The organism is Serratia liquefaciens, from assembly GCF_027594825.1.
In the GTDB taxonomy this organism is placed as follows: Bacteria; Pseudomonadota; Gammaproteobacteria; order Enterobacterales; family Enterobacteriaceae; genus Serratia; species Serratia liquefaciens_A.
Map to the genome: position 1 here is coordinate 1546432 of NZ_CP088930.1, position 15876 is coordinate 1562307.

8 protein-coding genes are annotated in these 15876 nt (G+C 57.5%); 5 read left to right on the forward strand and 3 right to left on the reverse strand.

What is annotated here, in order from left to right; all coding sequences use genetic code 11:
• Positions 1–22: 22 nt before the first annotated feature.
• Positions 23–1675: a phosphate ABC transporter permease PstA gene (gene pstA, locus LQ945_RS07075; RefSeq protein WP_270102576.1), complete on the reverse strand. Its 1653-nt coding sequence runs from the start codon at positions 1673–1675 to the stop codon at positions 23–25.
• Positions 1672–3834, reverse strand: coding sequence for an ABC transporter permease subunit (locus LQ945_RS07080; protein WP_270102577.1), 2163 nt, complete (start codon positions 3832–3834; stop codon positions 1672–1674). Before LQ945_RS07080 ends, pstA begins: the two co-directional genes overlap by 4 nt.
• Positions 3835–4230: 396 nt before the next feature.
• On the opposite strand from LQ945_RS07080, the gene ppk1 reads away from it, so the two are divergent.
• Both ppk1 and ppx read left to right on the forward strand, forming a co-directional pair.
• Positions 4231–6294, forward strand: a complete 2064-nt coding sequence (gene ppk1 / locus LQ945_RS07085; protein WP_020828079.1) for a polyphosphate kinase 1 — start codon at positions 4231–4233, stop codon at positions 6292–6294.
• Positions 6295–6304: 10 nt separating this feature from the next.
• Positions 6305–7855, forward strand: a complete 1551-nt coding sequence (ppx, locus tag LQ945_RS07090) for an exopolyphosphatase (RefSeq protein WP_269935450.1) — start codon at positions 6305–6307, stop codon at positions 7853–7855.
• Between the two features lie 31 nt (positions 7856–7886).
• Here ppx and LQ945_RS07095 read toward each other — a convergent pair whose 3' ends face one another.
• Entirely contained in the window at positions 7887–10034 is a 2148-nt protein-coding gene (locus LQ945_RS07095) for an EAL domain-containing protein (protein WP_269935449.1), read from the reverse strand.
• A 525-nt stretch (positions 10035–10559) separates the two neighbouring features.
• Here LQ945_RS07095 and LQ945_RS07100 point away from each other — a divergent pair.
• The 3 genes from LQ945_RS07100 to LQ945_RS07110 all read left to right on the forward strand — a co-directional run bounded on the left by LQ945_RS07100 (position 10560) and on the right by LQ945_RS07110 (position 15876).
• Positions 10560–10739: a YfgG family protein gene (locus LQ945_RS07100; RefSeq protein ID WP_044554643.1), complete on the forward strand. Its 180-nt coding sequence runs from the start codon at positions 10560–10562 to the stop codon at positions 10737–10739.
• A gap of 197 nt (positions 10740–10936) precedes the next feature.
• Entirely contained in the window at positions 10937–12370 is a 1434-nt protein-coding gene (mgtE, locus tag LQ945_RS07105; protein ID WP_270102578.1) for a magnesium transporter, read from the forward strand.
• Between the two features lie 164 nt (positions 12371–12534).
• Positions 12535–15876 (forward strand): diguanylate cyclase, encoded by a 3342-nt coding sequence (locus LQ945_RS07110; protein WP_270102579.1) that lies wholly within the window; start codon positions 12535–12537, stop codon positions 15874–15876.

Consider the following 15876-nt stretch of genomic DNA (forward strand, 5'->3'; position numbering starts at 1 on the left):
CTCCCCAAGAATAACATCGTTGTTACTGCGACCATGCTCTGTACCGCTCCCTCAGCGAATGGCGAATGCCCATCGCCGCCAGATTCAAGCCCACCACAATCGCCACCAGCAGGAAGGCAGTGGCGAACACCAGCGGCCGGGCAGCCTCCACGCTCGGGCTCTGGAAAGCCATATCGTAGATCTGGAAGCTCAGGTGCATAAACTTCCGCTCCAGATGCAGATACGGGAAAATATCATCTACCGGCAGCACCGGCACGGATTTCACTACCCCCACCAGCATTAATGGCGCCGTCTCCCCGGCAGCGCGCGCCACCGCCAGGATCAGGCCGGTCATCATCGCCGGCGCCGCCATCGGCAACACAATACGCCACAGCGTTTCCGCCCGGCTGGCGCCCAGCGCCAACGAGCCCTGACGCAACGAAGCAGGAATGCGCGACAGCCCCTCTTCGGTGGCGACAATCACCACCGGCAACGTCAGCAGCGCCAGCGTCAAGGCCGCCCACAGCACGCCCGGCGTGCCAAAGGTCGGGTTAGGCAACGACTCCGGGTAGAACAGCTGATCGAGCGTACCGCCAATCATATAGACGAAGAAGCCAAGACCAAACACGCCATAGACAATCGACGGTACGCCGGCCAGGTTAACCACGGCGATGCGGATCAGCCGCGTCAGCAGATTATTGCCTGCGTATTCATGCAGGTAAACGGCGGCAATCACGCCAAACGGCATCACCACGATCGACATCAGGATCACCATCAGCACCGTGCCGAAAATCGCCGGGAATACGCCGCCTTCGGTATTGGCCTCTCGCGGGCTGTCGCTGAGGAATTTCTTCACCTGTTCGCCCCAGTGCACCAGCTTTTGCGTGGTATTCATCGCGTTGGGGTACCAGGCATCGCGCACCTGGCTTAGCGCAATGGTATGGGTCTGGCCGTGCATGTCACGCAGCAACAGCGCATCACGGTGGCGATCGCGGTTCAAACCTTCCAGACGATCGGAAAGCAACCGATATTGACGTTGCAGTTCCAGCCGCTCGGCATTGATTGACGCCTGTGCGCGGGCGTCTAGCTTATCTTCACGCAGCAAGCTTTTCTCTCGCAGGCGCAGCGTATCGAACCGCTGGTTAATGCGCGCCATATCGCGAAACTGAATATCATGAGCCTGGCGCGAAAGTGCGGCAATCTGCGGCAAACGCTGCAGCAGCGCCTGGCTAAGATTACGGCCGGTCAGCGGCTGACCATCCTCCAGCATACCGGCCAGATAACCGTAAGCGGTGCCGTTGTTATTACGTTCCAGCACCAGCAGATCGCGCGGCGTACTTTGGCGAACAATGTCACCGGCCAGCAGCGTACGGAAGTCTTGTCCTTCGCTCTCGCGGTTGCCCACCTTGATCAGATAGCGCTCAAAACTCTGCGCATTGCCCGGCGGCAGTGTAATATCGGACTCCAGCAGTTGGCGGCGCGGAATGCTTTGCTGCTGATACAGCTCGCCGATCATCGTCACCGGCCCTGCGGCGCTCTGATTCAGCTCAAACTGGTAGACCGGGCTCGGCCAGAAATAGCGCATCCCCTGCCCGGCCAGCAGCAGCATAATGCCGATCAGCGCCAACAGGCTGACGGCCACCGACCCGGCGGTCAGCCAGATCCACGGCGAACCGCTCTTCGCCCAGCGCTTCATGGCGCCTCCTGGTTCAGGGTATAGCGCTCACGCAGCCGCAGTCGGATCGCCTCCGCCAGCGTGTTGAAGACAAAGGTGAAAATAAACAGCACCAGCGCAGTAAGGAACAGCACCCGGTAATGGCTGCTGCCGGCGACCGCTTCCGGCATTTCTATGGCGATATTGGCCGCCAGGGCACGCAGGCCCTGGAACAGGCTGCCGTCGATAACCGGCGTGTTACCGGTCGCCATCAGCACAATCATGGTTTCCCCCACCGCGCGGCCAAAGCCAATCATCAGCGCCGAGAAAATGCCGGCGCTGGCCGAAGGCAACACCACGCGCATCACGGTTTGCCACTGGGTGGCCCCCAACGCCAGCGACCCTTGGCTCAGGGTTGCCGGTACGCTGAACAACGCGTCTTCCGCCAGCGAGAAAATAATCGGCACTAACGCAAAGCCCATCGCCACGCCAACCACCAGCGCATTGCGCTGGTCATAATCATCACCCAGCCAGAAATGCAGGGGCTCGCCGAACAGCTTCACTTCCAGCCAGGGCCCCACGCTAAACGTCAGCCAGACGGTCAATACGATCAGCGGCAACAGGATCAGCAGATCAACGCCCGGCGGCAGGCGCCGCGGGGCAAACCGGTTCATCAGCGCACCGCAGGCCAACACCACCGCCGCCAACAGCAAGGGCAGCGACAACACCGCCAGCAGGTAATATTCAATCACCGGCGCCAGCCAGATGCCGGCCACCAGCCCGATCACCACCGTCGGCAAGGCCCCCATCACCTCAATCGCCGGCTTAATCACCCGCCGCAGTCCGGCCGACATGAAGTAGGCGGTATAAATCGCCCCGGCCAGCGCCAGCGGAATGGCGAACAGCATGGCATAGGCCGCGGCCTTGAAGGTGCCAAAGATCACCGGCATCAGGCTGAATTTGGCCTGGTAGCTGTCCTCGCCAGAGGTGGATTGCCAGACGTAAGCCGGTTCGGGGTAATTCTCGTACCACACCTTGTGCCACAGCGAGCGCCAGGTGACGTCGGGATAAGGGTTGTCGATCGCATAATGTTGCCAGCCCTGTGCCGTTTCCAGCAGCAGGCCGTCACCGCGTGGAGCGAATGCCATCTGTTGTACCCCGGCGCTCAGCCTGCCGTTCAACAGCGGCTGCGGCTGGATGCTGGAAAACAGCGAGAAACCGCCGTCCGGTCTCAGGGTAGCGAACACCCGGCGATAAGGTTCGGCCACCAGCAAATCCTGCGGCTCGGACTGGTGGTCGAAATGCTGCACCGGCGTCAGTTGCCAGCGCCGATCTTTTTCGACATCAAACCATTCGCGTACGCTGCCGTCAGGCGCTTCGATCAGCAACGCGCTGCCGCCAGGCAACGCTGTCAGTTGATAAGGAGAATGTTCGCCCAGCGTACGCGTTTCTTTTAGCTGCAGCTGCGTGTCGTTAATTTGGTAGCGCGCCAGCCGATTCCCCGCCAGCAGATACAATTGGCGACCGTCGGGCGTCAACACCAGCTGCTGCACCGTACTGTCCAGCGTGATTTCACTTAGCTGCGGCGGGTGGTCGCTGCCGAAACGGCCAAACACCAGGCGACGATCTTCGGTCACACCGGCCAGAAGGTACTGCCCACGTCGCGCCTCGGCCAACGCCAGCAGCGTTAACGCACGCCCCTGTTTATCCAACGTCAGCGGTCGTTGCCCAAGCGGAAACAACCACTGCGGTGCCGATGCCCCGGCTGCTGCGAAGTCTGCGCTGGCGACGATAAACCGGCCGTCGGCCTGTGCCAAAGCAAACAGGTCACGTTCGCCAGCTGCCTGAGCCAGTAGTTTCGGTTTGGCCAGCAGCGTCTGTTGCGTCAGAGGATGGGCGTTCTGCTGCGTCAGAGGGTAGAACTGCCCCTGCCCCTGCGCATCGATGCGGTAGCCTATCCGTTGCTGTACATCCATACCCAGCGCCAGTGCAGGCGCGGAAGCGGCGATCGTCAGCGGTTTCGCCTGCCCCATCGCCGCCGGTTTAAACAGCGGCAGCACCGCAAACAGCAGGTAAACGAAGATCAGCATCAGCGTCATCAACACCAGCAGCCCGCTGACGGTAACCGCCGCCTGAACGCTACGGTCGATGCGCGCGCGCAGGCGATCCCGGGGATGTTGGTTTACCGTAGTTTGTGCCATGTCTCTCGCTGTCGCTGATGTAAGCAGGCTTGCGCCATAGAATAACCGGGCATCTTATGTCAGTTTTGTGACGTTTGCATGACAAAGTTGCCTACCACTCATATCGAATTTAACGCTACTTATCAGCATTATTAACCCTATATATTGCTGAAAAATGATGGCAAAGCCGATCATCTGTAGAGATATTTGGCATTATTGTCTTCATTTTATAGCGCTCCGACATAACCCACGACCCGGACGCCGCAGAGAATATTTTTACGCCTTAAAATGCCTCGCCCCAAGGTAATGGATATGTTGGACTTTCCTGTCAATCTCTCGCAATAATGATGAAGGACACTAGAGCGGCATCCGGGCGCTGCGTCCCGGATCCTTTTCTAAAATTGAACTGGAGTGGCAATGGGTCAGGAAAAGCTCTACATCGAAAAAGAACTAAGCTGGTTATCCTTTAATGAACGCGTGTTGCAGGAAGCCGCAGATAAGAGCAATCCCCTGATTGAGCGCATGCGTTTTCTGGGCATTTACTCCAATAACCTTGACGAGTTCTATAAGGTCCGCTTTGCCGATCTCAAACGACGCATTCTGATCAGCGAAGAACAGGGCTCTGGCGGGGCTTCACGCCATCTGCTGAAAAAGATCCAGGCCAAGGTATTAAAAACCGATCAAGAATTCGACAGCCTGTATAACGATTTGCTGCTGGAAATGGCACGCAACCAGATCTTCCTGATCAACGAACGTCAGGTGTCGGAAAACCAGCAAATCTGGCTGCGGCAATACTTCAAGCAGCATCTGCGCCAGCACATCACGCCGATCCTGATCAACAATGAAACCAACCTGGTGCAGTTCCTGAAAGACGATTACACCTATCTGGCGGTGGAGATTATCCGCGGTACGCGTATCGATTACGCGCTGCTGGAGATCCCGTCCGACAAGGTGCCGCGCTTCGTCAACCTGCCGCCAGAAGCCCCTCGCCGCCGCAAGCCGATGATCCTGCTGGATAACATTCTTCGCTACTGCCTGGACGATATCTTCAAGGGCTTTTTCGATTACGACGCGCTCAACGCCTATTCGATGAAAATGACCCGCGATGCGGAATACGATCTGGTTACCGAGATGGAATCCAGCCTGCTGGAGCTGATGTCTTCCAGCCTGAAGCAGCGCCTGACCGCCGAGCCGGTACGCTTTGTTTATCAGCGCGACATGCCCAATGAAATGGTGGAACTGCTGCGCGGCAAGCTCGGTATTTCCAACTATGATTCGGTCATTGCCGGCGGCCGTTACCATAACTTCAAAGACTTTATCGGCTTCCCGAACGTCGGCAAGGCCAACCTGGTCAACAAACCGCTGCCGCGCCTGCGCCATACCTGGTTCGAAAAATTCCGCAACGGCTTTGACGCCATTCGCGAGCACGACGTGCTGCTTTACTACCCGTACCACACCTTTGAACACGTGCTGGAGCTGGTACGCCAGGCGTCGTTCGACCCCAGCGTGCTGGCGATCAAAATCAACATTTACCGCGTGGCAAAAGACTCACGCATTATCGAGTCGATGATCCACGCCGCCCATAACGGCAAAAAAGTCACGGTGGTGGTAGAGCTGCAGGCGCGCTTTGATGAAGAGGCCAACATCCACTGGGCCAAGCGCCTGACGGAAGCCGGGGTGCACGTGATTTTCTCCGCGCCTGGCTTGAAAATTCACGCCAAACTGTTCCTGATCTCACGCCGTGAAGGCGACGAGATTGTGCGCTATGCTCATATCGGCACCGGTAACTTTAACGAGAAAACCGCGCGCATTTACACCGACTATTCATTGCTGACCGCCGATTCGCGCATCACCAACGAAGTGCGCCGGGTGTTCAACTTTATCGAAAATCCGTACCGGCCGGTCACCTTCGACAACCTGATGGTGTCGCCGCAGAACTCGCGCCTGAAGCTGTATGAGTTGATCGACAACGAAATTGCCAACGCCGAAGCCGGGCTTCCGGCCGGCATTATGCTGAAAATCAACAATCTGGTGGATAAAGGGCTGGTAGATCGGTTATATACCGCCTCCGGCGCCGGCGTAAAAATCCGCCTGTTGGTGCGCGGGATGTGTTCTTTGATTCCCAACCTGCCGGGGATCAGTGACAATATTCAGATAATCAGCATCGTCGACCGCTATCTGGAACACGATCGGGTTTACGTTTTCGAAAACAAAGGTGACAAACTGGTTTATCTGTCCTCTGCCGACTGGATGACCCGTAACATAGATTACCGCATCGAAGTCGCGGTCTCGCTGCTGGATCCAACGCTGAAACAACGGGTTCTGGATATTCTGGAAATCCTGTTCAGCGACACGGTCAAAGCGCGTTACCTCGATAAAGAACTGAGCAACCAGTACGTGCCGCGCGGCAACCGCCGCAAAGTCCGTTCTCAGGTTGCCATTTACGAGTATTTAAAAGCTCTGGAACAACCAGGACAGTAGGCCAGCAACTATGCCGCTAAAAAGCACTGCAACGAACAAACCGCAGGAAATCGCTGCCATCGACCTCGGGTCGAACAGCTTCCACATGGTGATTGCCCGCGTCGTCAATGGCGCCTTACAGGTATTGGGGCGTTTAAAACAGCGGGTCCACCTCGCCGATGGATTGGACAGCAACAATGTGCTCAGTGAAGAGGCAATAGAACGCGGCCTGGCTTGCCTGGCGCTGTTTGCCGAACGGCTGCAAGGTTTCCCGGCGGATAACGTCACCATCGTCGGTACCCATACCTTGCGCCAGGCGGTGAACGCTGAAGTGTTCCTCAAGCGTGCCGCCAAAGTGATCCCCTACCCGATCGAAATCATCGCCGGGCAGGAAGAAGCGCGTCTGATCTTTATGGGCGTGGAACATACCCAACCGGAAAAAGGCCGCAAGCTGGTGATCGACATCGGCGGCGGTTCAACCGAACTGGTGATCGGCGAAGATTTTGAACCCCTGCTGGCGGAAAGCCGCCGCATGGGCTGCGTCAGCTTCGCCCAACAGTTCTTCCCGGGCGGGGAAATCAGCAAAAACAACTTCAAACGCGCACGTCTGGCGGCAGCACAGAAGCTGGAAACGCTGGCCTGGCAGTACCGTATTCAGGGCTGGCAATATGCTCTGGGCGCGTCGGGCACCATCAAGGCCGCGCACGAAGTGCTGGTGGCGATGGGCGAAAAGGACGGTCTGATCACCCTCGAGCGGCTGGAAATGATGGCGGAGCAGGTGCTGCAGTTTAAAAACTTCAGCGCAATGAGCCTGCCGGGGCTGTCGGAAGACCGCCAGTCGGTGTTTGTGCCGGGTTTAGCCATCCTGTGCGGCGTGTTCGATGCGTTGGCGATCCGCGATCTGCGCCTTTCCGACGGTGCACTGCGCGAAGGCGTGTTGTACGAGATGGAGGGCCGTTTCCGTCATCAGGACATTCGCAGCCGCACCGCCAAGAGCCTGGCCGATCACTACAATATCGACCGCGAGCAGGCAAAACGGGTGCTGGATACCACCGAACTGCTGTATGCGCAATGGATGGCGCAGAACACCAAGCTGGCGAACCCACAGTTGGAAGCCTTGCTGAAGTGGGCCGCGATGCTGCACGAAGTGGGGCTGAGCATTAACCACAGCGGCATGCATCGCCATTCGGCTTACATTCTGCAAAACACCAACCTGCCGGGCTTCAACCAGGAGCAGCAGTTGCTGCTGTCGGCGTTGGTACGCTTCCACCGTAAAGGCATTAAGCTGGAAGAACTGCCGCGCCTGAACCTGTTCAAGAAAAAGCACTACCTGCCGCTGATCCAACTGTTGCGCCTGAGTACCCTGCTCAACAACCAGCGCCAGTCGACCACCACGCCGGAAACGCTGCGCCTGAGCACCGACGATAACCACTGGACGCTGCGCTTCCCGGCCGGTTATCTGGCGCAGAACAACCTGGTGCAACTGGATCTCGAACGTGAACAGGCCTACTGGAACGACGTCGTGGGTTGGAAACTGATTTGCGAAGAGGAAGGCTCGCAAGACGAGCAGCGCTCTGCCTGAATCTGTTGCCCCCGTTCTGCGGGGGCGACAATTAAGATTGTTTCGATAACAACGCCGTTAACGGCTGCGGTTCGCCAACAAAATACCCCTGCATATAGTCCACGCCCACCCCTTTCAACGCGACCAACTGCTCCAGGCTTTCCACGTATTCCGCCACAATGGTCAAGCGCTTCATTCGCGCAACTTTACAGATAGACGCGATCACCTGAAAATCCACCGCGCTGGTCAGCATGTCGCGCACGAAACTGCCGTCGATTTTCAGCATGTCGACCGGCAACATCTTGAGGCGATCGTAACCGGCATACCCGGTGCCAAAATCATCCAGCGCAATACGGCAGCCCATTTCACGCAGCGCCTGCAGGTTGGCGCCGGCGTAATCCGTATTCTGCAGCAGATGCGACTCGGTCACCTCCAACGTCAGTTGATACGGCTCGATACGGTACTGCTGCAACAGGTTGTCTACATCCTGGCTCAGCATCGGTCGGCACAGTGAAGAAGGCGTCAAATTCACCGCAAAGCGCGCGCTGGGCAGATCGATACGGTGCTGGTCCATAAACTTCAACGTATTACGCAGCACCCACAGATCCAACCGATAAGCCAGACCGAACTCATGCGCCACCGGCAGAAAATCATTCGGCGATATTATGTTCCCCAGATCATCGCGCATCCGCAGCAGAATTTCATAATACCGGTCACCGCGCAGGCCCTCGATCGGCTGCGCCATCAGGATAAATCCGTCGTTATCCAACGAACGCTGTACCCCGTGCAGTAACGCCACCTTGCGTTTGACTTCATCCTGGACCGCATTGCCGCTATTTTGCACGCTTTCCGGCTTGCCGCTGGTGAGAGAAACCTCCGCCAACGCGCTGAGCTCCCCCAGCAGCAGGTAGAGATGTTCAAAACCGGGCACCACGCTGCAATAGCCTAACCCCAGCGGGGGATGGAGCGGCAAACCGTTCCATACCAGACGGAATTTCTCCAGAGCGCGGTAAATCTCCTCGACCTTTTTTTCGCTGTTGCCGCCGTCCACCCGCAGCAACAAATCGTAGCCCGGCAAATGGTAAACGCCCTCTCCCGGGGCCAATACCTGATGCAGCAGCGCCGCCAATTGCTGTTTGAAACGAATGCGCAACTGCATGCCATAGTTACGACTCAGCAAATCCAGTTCGCTGACGCGCAGAAAACACAGGGTTGAAGGCGGGGACTGAGCCAGATCGCGCTTGAGGGCGCGCAGGTTAGGCAGGCCAATCACCGGATCTTGCAGCGAGGCGCTTTGTGCCCTGGCGTGGCTTAACCGCTGGCGAGTATTGAGCGCCGACATCAGGAAAATACACAGGGTAAACACCACCATCATCGAAGAGATGACCGCCAGGTTATGCAACAGGTTGTCGGGCTGTGAAGCGCCGGGGTAATGAAAAAACAGCACCAACAGGGTGGCAGACCAGATAAGGCAGTTGAATTGATAGCCAAAACGCATCGCACCGTAGAGCATCACCGGCAACAGTAAGACCAATCCGTACCCTCCGAGCAACAGGGGAATGGCTTCTTTGGCGTAATGGGACAGCACCGTTACCATCCCCACCAGCACCAACAGCCACAGCGACAGCTCTTTTTTATCGACGTTTGGCGCCATTTCACGACCAAAACGGCGCCAGAGCGTCAGGGCGAAACCGGGTTTATTCAAGATGCGCAACATGATGTAGAGCAAGGGCATGGCAGAGAGACAGCCCAGCAGCAGCGCCTGAAAATTGACCAACGCCATCAGGTAGCTGTTATCGCCGGGCATCATCCCTAGTTCGTCGGGCAATCGGGCAAAGGCGACCAGCAGTTTCAAGCCGAAGACAAACAGCAGTGCCGGTAACACCACCAGCCAGATTAGCCGCTCCTTCACCAGCGCCGCGCCCCCCGGCGCCGCACACCAGCGGCGTTGCGTTTGCCTGCGATACCCCAGCCAACACAGGCTCAGGCAAAACAGGTACAGCAGCGTCACCAGCAAGCCACTTTCCAGGCCCAGCCGGTGGGCGTAACGCAGCATGATCGCGAGGGCTATGCCCGGCAGAGCCCGCCAGTCATAGACCATCAACAGCGCAATACAGGCGGTGAGCGGCAGATAGAGCAAATAGACTTTGCCCTCGGGCAGCATGATCCGCGGCGACAGCCACCCCGCGAACGGGATCAATAACAGGCTCCAGAGGAGGGGACATCCCCACCAGCGCTCGCGTAAATGCTTCCAGAATATTGGCTTGATCATAAAAATAACGAGTCCGTCAGGGCGTAATTCCATTCACGCGTTCGGGTAATAAGGCAGGTTCCTTTTCGTACCTCTATCCATTCATGAGGCAAGCTGAAAGTATCATATGCGACAGGAGAATGGCGGGAATTTTAGGCGCCAGGCAGGGGGGAGGCTTGACTCCGATCAACCAAAGAGGAAAAGTTGGCTAAAAATGTGTAAGCCTATTTTTTGTCTTTTCTTAAGCTGCTGATCCGACAGATAAAGCCAAACTTAAGCTAAACGGCGACGAAATACCGGGTTTGGCTGTCCGGAAATAAATAGACAATATTTGTCATCAATGGCTAGAATTCCGTTTACACTCTATCGGCCTGCATCAGCGTTCAATATCTCTATAAATTTCAAGTGGCCGCCGCACGGGCTAGCGTGAAAGATGGCGGGCATAACACAGGAAACCGGCATGCCGGGTGATATATGCGTAAAAAATCCACCGGACAGATGACCAAAATAGTGCTGTTTGTCAGCTTTATCATTTTAGTCGGCCGTCTGCTGTATGCCGCGGTCGTCGCGGTGCCCCACCATCAGGAAAAAAAACTCGCCCCTCAGCAAAGCACCACTGAGATGAGCGACGAAAACCGGGACATCACCCCCTGAACCCACGGATTCAAGTTATCCCGCAGGGCTTGCGAATAGTTAAGCAGCCTGCCGTCGGCCAGTATCTCGGCGCGCCAGACCCCTTACTTATTCCTCAGCAACTGCTCCCATTTCATAAAAATGACGCCTGCATTCGCTATGCTCTCTCCAGTCCAGAGCAGGTCTGCAAGGATCACTGAGTGCCAGTAAGGAAGACCATGTCAGCTGCAACGCATAACGTTAAAAAAGTCGCTGAGTATCGCCAGCGCATTCTTTCTCTGCTGTTGAACAACAAAGATCTGGTCGATGGCATTCTCGGCCGACCGGGGGATGAAAACGCCCTCAGCAAAAGCGAGCTGCTAAACCAGACTGCAGAAATCACCGGCCTGCTGGACGACATGCACGCCGCTGACCTGGCAGACCTGCTGGAAGCGCTGCCCCAGGACGAGCGCCTGGCACTGTGGCGGCTGGTGGGCAACGCCAAACGCGGTCAAGCGCTGGTGGAAGTCGCCGAACCCGTATGGGACAGCCTGATCGAAGAAATGAGCGACAAGGACCTGCTCAAAGCGATCAAGACGCTGGACGTCGATGAGCAGGCCTATTTGGCGCAATACCTGCCGCGTAACCTGATGGGCCGCCTGTTGACTTCGATGGAGCCGGAGCAGCGCGCGCAAGTCCGCGAGATGATCCACTACGGCAAGGACACCGTTGGCTGGATGATGGATTTTGAACTGATCACGGTGCGCCCCGACGTCACTATCGGTACCGTGCATCGCTTCCTGCGCCTGCGTAAAACCATCCCGGAGGCCACCGACAAACTCTTTGTCACCGATCGTAAAAATACCCTGCTGGGCGAACTGCCGCTCACCGCCGTGCTGCTCAATGATCCGGAGACCCTGGTCCAGACGGTCATGGACAGCGACCCCACCCGTTTTCAACCGGAAGACAAGGCCGAAGCGGCAGCCAGCGCATTCGAACGTTATGACCTGATCAGCGCCCCGGTGGTCGACGCCAAAGGCAAGCTGATGGGTCGGTTGACCATCGAGGAAATCGTCGACGTGGTCAATGAAGAAAGCGACAGCAACCTGCGCCGCATGGGGGGTTTGAGCCCGGAAGAAGACGTGTTTGCCCCGGTCAGCAAGGCGGTGAAAACCCGTTGGGCATGGCTGGCGATCAACCTGTGTACCGCGTTTATCGCCTCGCGCGTCATCGGCCTGTTCGAACACACCATTTCACAACTGGTGGCGCTGGCGGCATTAATGCCGATCGTGGCGGGGATTGGCGGCAACACCGGCAATCAGACCATCACCATGATCGTGCGTGCGCTGGCACTGCACCAGATTGAGGTCGGCAACATTTCCCGCCTGATGCTCAGGGAGCTGGGGGTGGCCATCATCAATGGCGTGGTGTGGGGCGGCATCATGGGCATAGTGACCTGGTTGCTGTACGGCGACTGGGCGATGGGTGGCGTCATGACGCTGGCGATGATCCTCAACCTGCTGGTGGCCGCGCTGATGGGGGTGGTGATCCCGATGACCATGATCAAATTGGGGCGCGATCCGGCGGTAGGTTCCAGCGTATTGATCACCGCACTGACCGATACCGGCGGCTTCTTTATCTTCCTCGGGTTGGCCACCTTGTTCCTGCTTTAAATCTCCTGAAGGCCGGCCCCGCGCCGGCTTTTGCGCTTGCTCACTAAAGCTGTCTGATTCAGTGGGTTTTATTGCCACGCTGTACTACCCTTTGCCAATAAACTTTCCATCTCATTCGCGTCATGACCTCGTTCAGTGACAGATGCCAGAGTTAAGGGTTGTCTATGGATATCAGCGCACCGAATCATCTCATCACGCGCCAGGGCGCCTTGTTGACGCACAGCCTGCTGGCGGCATTGACGGTATTTTTACTGGCATTGCTGTGCCTGACGCTGTCGAACGAATCCAGCCACTTTACCCCGCTGTGGTTCCCTACCGCCGCCATTATTGCCGTGCTGTTCCGCCACTCGCCGCGCCAGTGGGGGTTACCGCTGCTGGCATGCGGGATTGGCATCGTGACCGCCAGCGTCACGCTGTTCGGCTTTAGCTGGTTCCCGGTAAAACTGACCCTGATCAACCTGCTGGAAGCGGTGGTTTGCACCCTGCTGTTACGCCGCATGCTGCTGACGGACGATCCGCTGAACAGCCTGGCCAGTTGGCTTAAGTTCGTCGTCTGCGCGGTGATCTTCACCCCTTTGTTCAGTGCCCTGCTGGCCGCCTGGTGGGTTCCCGCCCCGGGACACACTTTCTGGCACCCCTTCAGCACCTGGTTTATTTCGGAGGCCATTGGCGTCCTGTCGCTGACGCCCATCGGGCTGGTGTATCGTCGCCGCATGCTGGATACGCTGAATCTGTATACCCTGCTGCTGACGTTGATAGTCGCGCTGACCTTCAGCTATCTGGCACTGAGCTACCTGCCCTTTCCGTTCACCTTCGTCATTCTGCCGCTGCTGTGGGCGGCAATCGCGCTGCCGCGGCTCGAAGCTTTCGTCATCTGCTTTTGCACCACGCTGATGATCACCGTGATGATTTCCGTCGGGTTGCTGCATTTTCATGCGCCCCTCGGTCCCTTCAGCGATATCGAGATTTACCTGCCTATCCTGTTGATTTTGATCCCGGCACATTCGATGGCCATGGTGATGCACGCCTTCCGGGTGGAGAAACAGCATATCGTCGAGAGTGAAACTCGCTTTCGTAATGCGTTGGAGTATTCGGCCATCGGCATGGCGCTGGTGTCGCCGCAGGGGAAATGGCTGCAGGTCAATCAGGCGTTGTGCAAACTGCTCGACTATACCCCGGAGGCTCTGCGACGCCTGACTTTCCAGGAAATCACCCACCCGGACGATCTGAACGCCGACCTGACGCAACTGCGCGATCTGCTCGACGGGCATATCAGCAGTTACACCCTGGAGAAACGCTACATCCGCAGCGACGGCGAACACGTCTGGGCGCTGCTGGCCGTATCTTTGGTGCGCGATGCCGAAGGGCTGCCGCTGTATTTTATTTCGCAGGTGGAAGACATCAGCGAGTTGAAACGCACCGCCGCAGAGAACCACCGACTGATGGAGCGCATTACGCTGGCGAATAAAGTGGGCGGCATCGGCGTTTGGGAATGGATGATGCACGGCGAAGAGCTCACCTGGGACAAACGTATGTTCGAGCTTTACGACGTCAGCCCGGAGCAAACGCCCACGCTGTCGCTGTGGCGCACGCTGTTGTTGACTGAAGATCGCGAGCGGACCGATCGTGAGATGAGCGTTCTTCTCAAACAGCCGGGGCCCTTTATCATGGAGTTCCGGCTGCTCACCCGCGAAGGAAAAGTGCGCCATATTCGCGGCCAGGGCAATGTCATTCTGGATCAACAGGGTACGCCGCTGCGCATGATCGGCACCAATATCGACATGACGGAGGTCCGTAATCTGACCGAAGCACTGCACGAGGAAAAAGAGCGCCTGCACATAACGCTCGATGCCATCGGCGAAGCCGTGATATCCACCGACGACGAAATGCACATTACCTTTATGAACCCGGTGGCCGAGCAGATGTGCGGCTGGCCACTCAGTCTGGCGATCGGCATGCCCGTCGCCGGCGTGGTACGCCTGACCAACGGGAAAGACGGCGAAGAGGTAGAAAACCCGATCCAGTGCTGCCTGCAGGAAAACCGAGCGCTGCCGGCAGACTATGCCCTGGTGCTGCATGGGCGCGACGGCCGCTGCTTCGATATTCAACAGTCGGTTTCACCGTTGAAAACGATCGACGGCAACGTGATGGGGGCGGTGATGGTGTTGCAGGATGTCACGGCCTCACGCGAACTGATGCAGAAGTTGAGTTACAGCGCGTCCCACGATGCCCTGACCACGCTGCCCAATCGCACCAGTTTTGAAAAACGCCTGAAGGCCGCTATCGCCAACGCCACTGAAAAACGGCTGCAGCACGCGCTGGTGTTCCTCGATCTCGACCGTTTCAAGGCGGTCAATGACAACGCCGGCCACGCCGCGGGCGACGCGCTGTTGAAAGATCTTTCCCTGTTGATGCGGCACCATCTGCGCAACAGCGACTGCCTGGCCCGGCTCGGCGGCGATGAGTTCGGGCTGATCCTGTTCGACTGCACGCGGGAACAGGCCCAGTCGCTGATGCAACAGCTGGTTAATCACATCAGCCAGCATCCGTTCTTTTGGGAAGGGAAGATTTACCACGTCGGCGCCAGTGCAGGCGTAACCCGTATTGATGCCTACGCCGGCAAGAGCAGCGAGCTGCTGGCGCAGGCCGATATTGCCTGTTATACCGCCAAGCATCGCGGACGCGGCCAGGTTTATCTCTATGAGGCGCGTCAAAAAATGATCCTGGAACGTCAGCATGAACTGCTGACGCGTCAGGAAGTGACGGACATCATCACCGATGGGCAATTATTGCTGCATGTCAGGGCGGTCGCACCGCCAAAAACGCCGCTGGCGGTCTGCTTCTATCAGTTGAAACTGCAGGTGAGGAGTCAGGACGGTCAGTCGCTGGCGAGCGACGATTTTATCTCCGCCGCCCGGCTATACGGCCTGACGCAAGAAATTGACCGCTGGATCATCGGGCAGATACTGACGCAGCGCGCCCCTGATATTGCCCGCAAGGGATTGTCCATCGCGCTGCCGCTGGCAACCGACAGCCTGCTGGACGCCAGCTTCCAGAAGGATCTGCTGGCAGCGCTGGACGCATCTTCCTTGCAACCAGGGGCATTGTTGCTGGCGGTCGATGACGCAGTGGTGCTGGAGCACGCCGACATTTGCAGGCCGTTCCTCCAGCAGTTGCAGCAACGGGGCTGCAAGCTGATCGTTAACGGTTTTGGCCACAGCCTCAACGCCTTTGACGAGCTGCATGGCCAAAAGATTGACTATATCCGCGTCGACGAACGCTTTATCACCAACGTGCATTGCAACCAGATGGACGAACTGATGGTTTCGATGCTCAACGGGGCGACGCATCGGGTGCAAGCTCAAACGCTGGCCGGCCCGGCACACCAACAGGTCACGCTGAACACCCTGCAGGCCATTGGCATCGATTTGTCGGACGGCGATGCCATCGCACTGGAACAGCCGCTGACCGAACTGCTCAGCGGCGGTTACTTTGGTATCCGCTAA

Coding starts and splice junctions, on each gene's coding strand:
- pstA (WP_270102576.1), bottom strand. CDS start 1,675: ATGAAGCGCTGGGCGAAGAGCGGTTCGCCGTGGATCTGGCTGACCGCC.
- LQ945_RS07080 (WP_270102577.1), bottom strand. CDS start 3,834: ATGGCACAAACTACGGTAAACCAACATCCCCGGGATCGCCTGCGCGCG.
- ppk1 (WP_020828079.1), top strand. CDS start 4,231: ATGGGTCAGGAAAAGCTCTACATCGAAAAAGAACTAAGCTGGTTATCC.
- ppx (WP_269935450.1), top strand. CDS start 6,305: ATGCCGCTAAAAAGCACTGCAACGAACAAACCGCAGGAAATCGCTGCC.
- LQ945_RS07100 (WP_044554643.1), top strand. CDS start 10,560: ATGCGTAAAAAATCCACCGGACAGATGACCAAAATAGTGCTGTTTGTC.
- mgtE (WP_270102578.1), top strand. CDS start 10,937: ATGTCAGCTGCAACGCATAACGTTAAAAAAGTCGCTGAGTATCGCCAG.
- LQ945_RS07110 (WP_270102579.1), top strand. CDS start 12,535: ATGGATATCAGCGCACCGAATCATCTCATCACGCGCCAGGGCGCCTTG.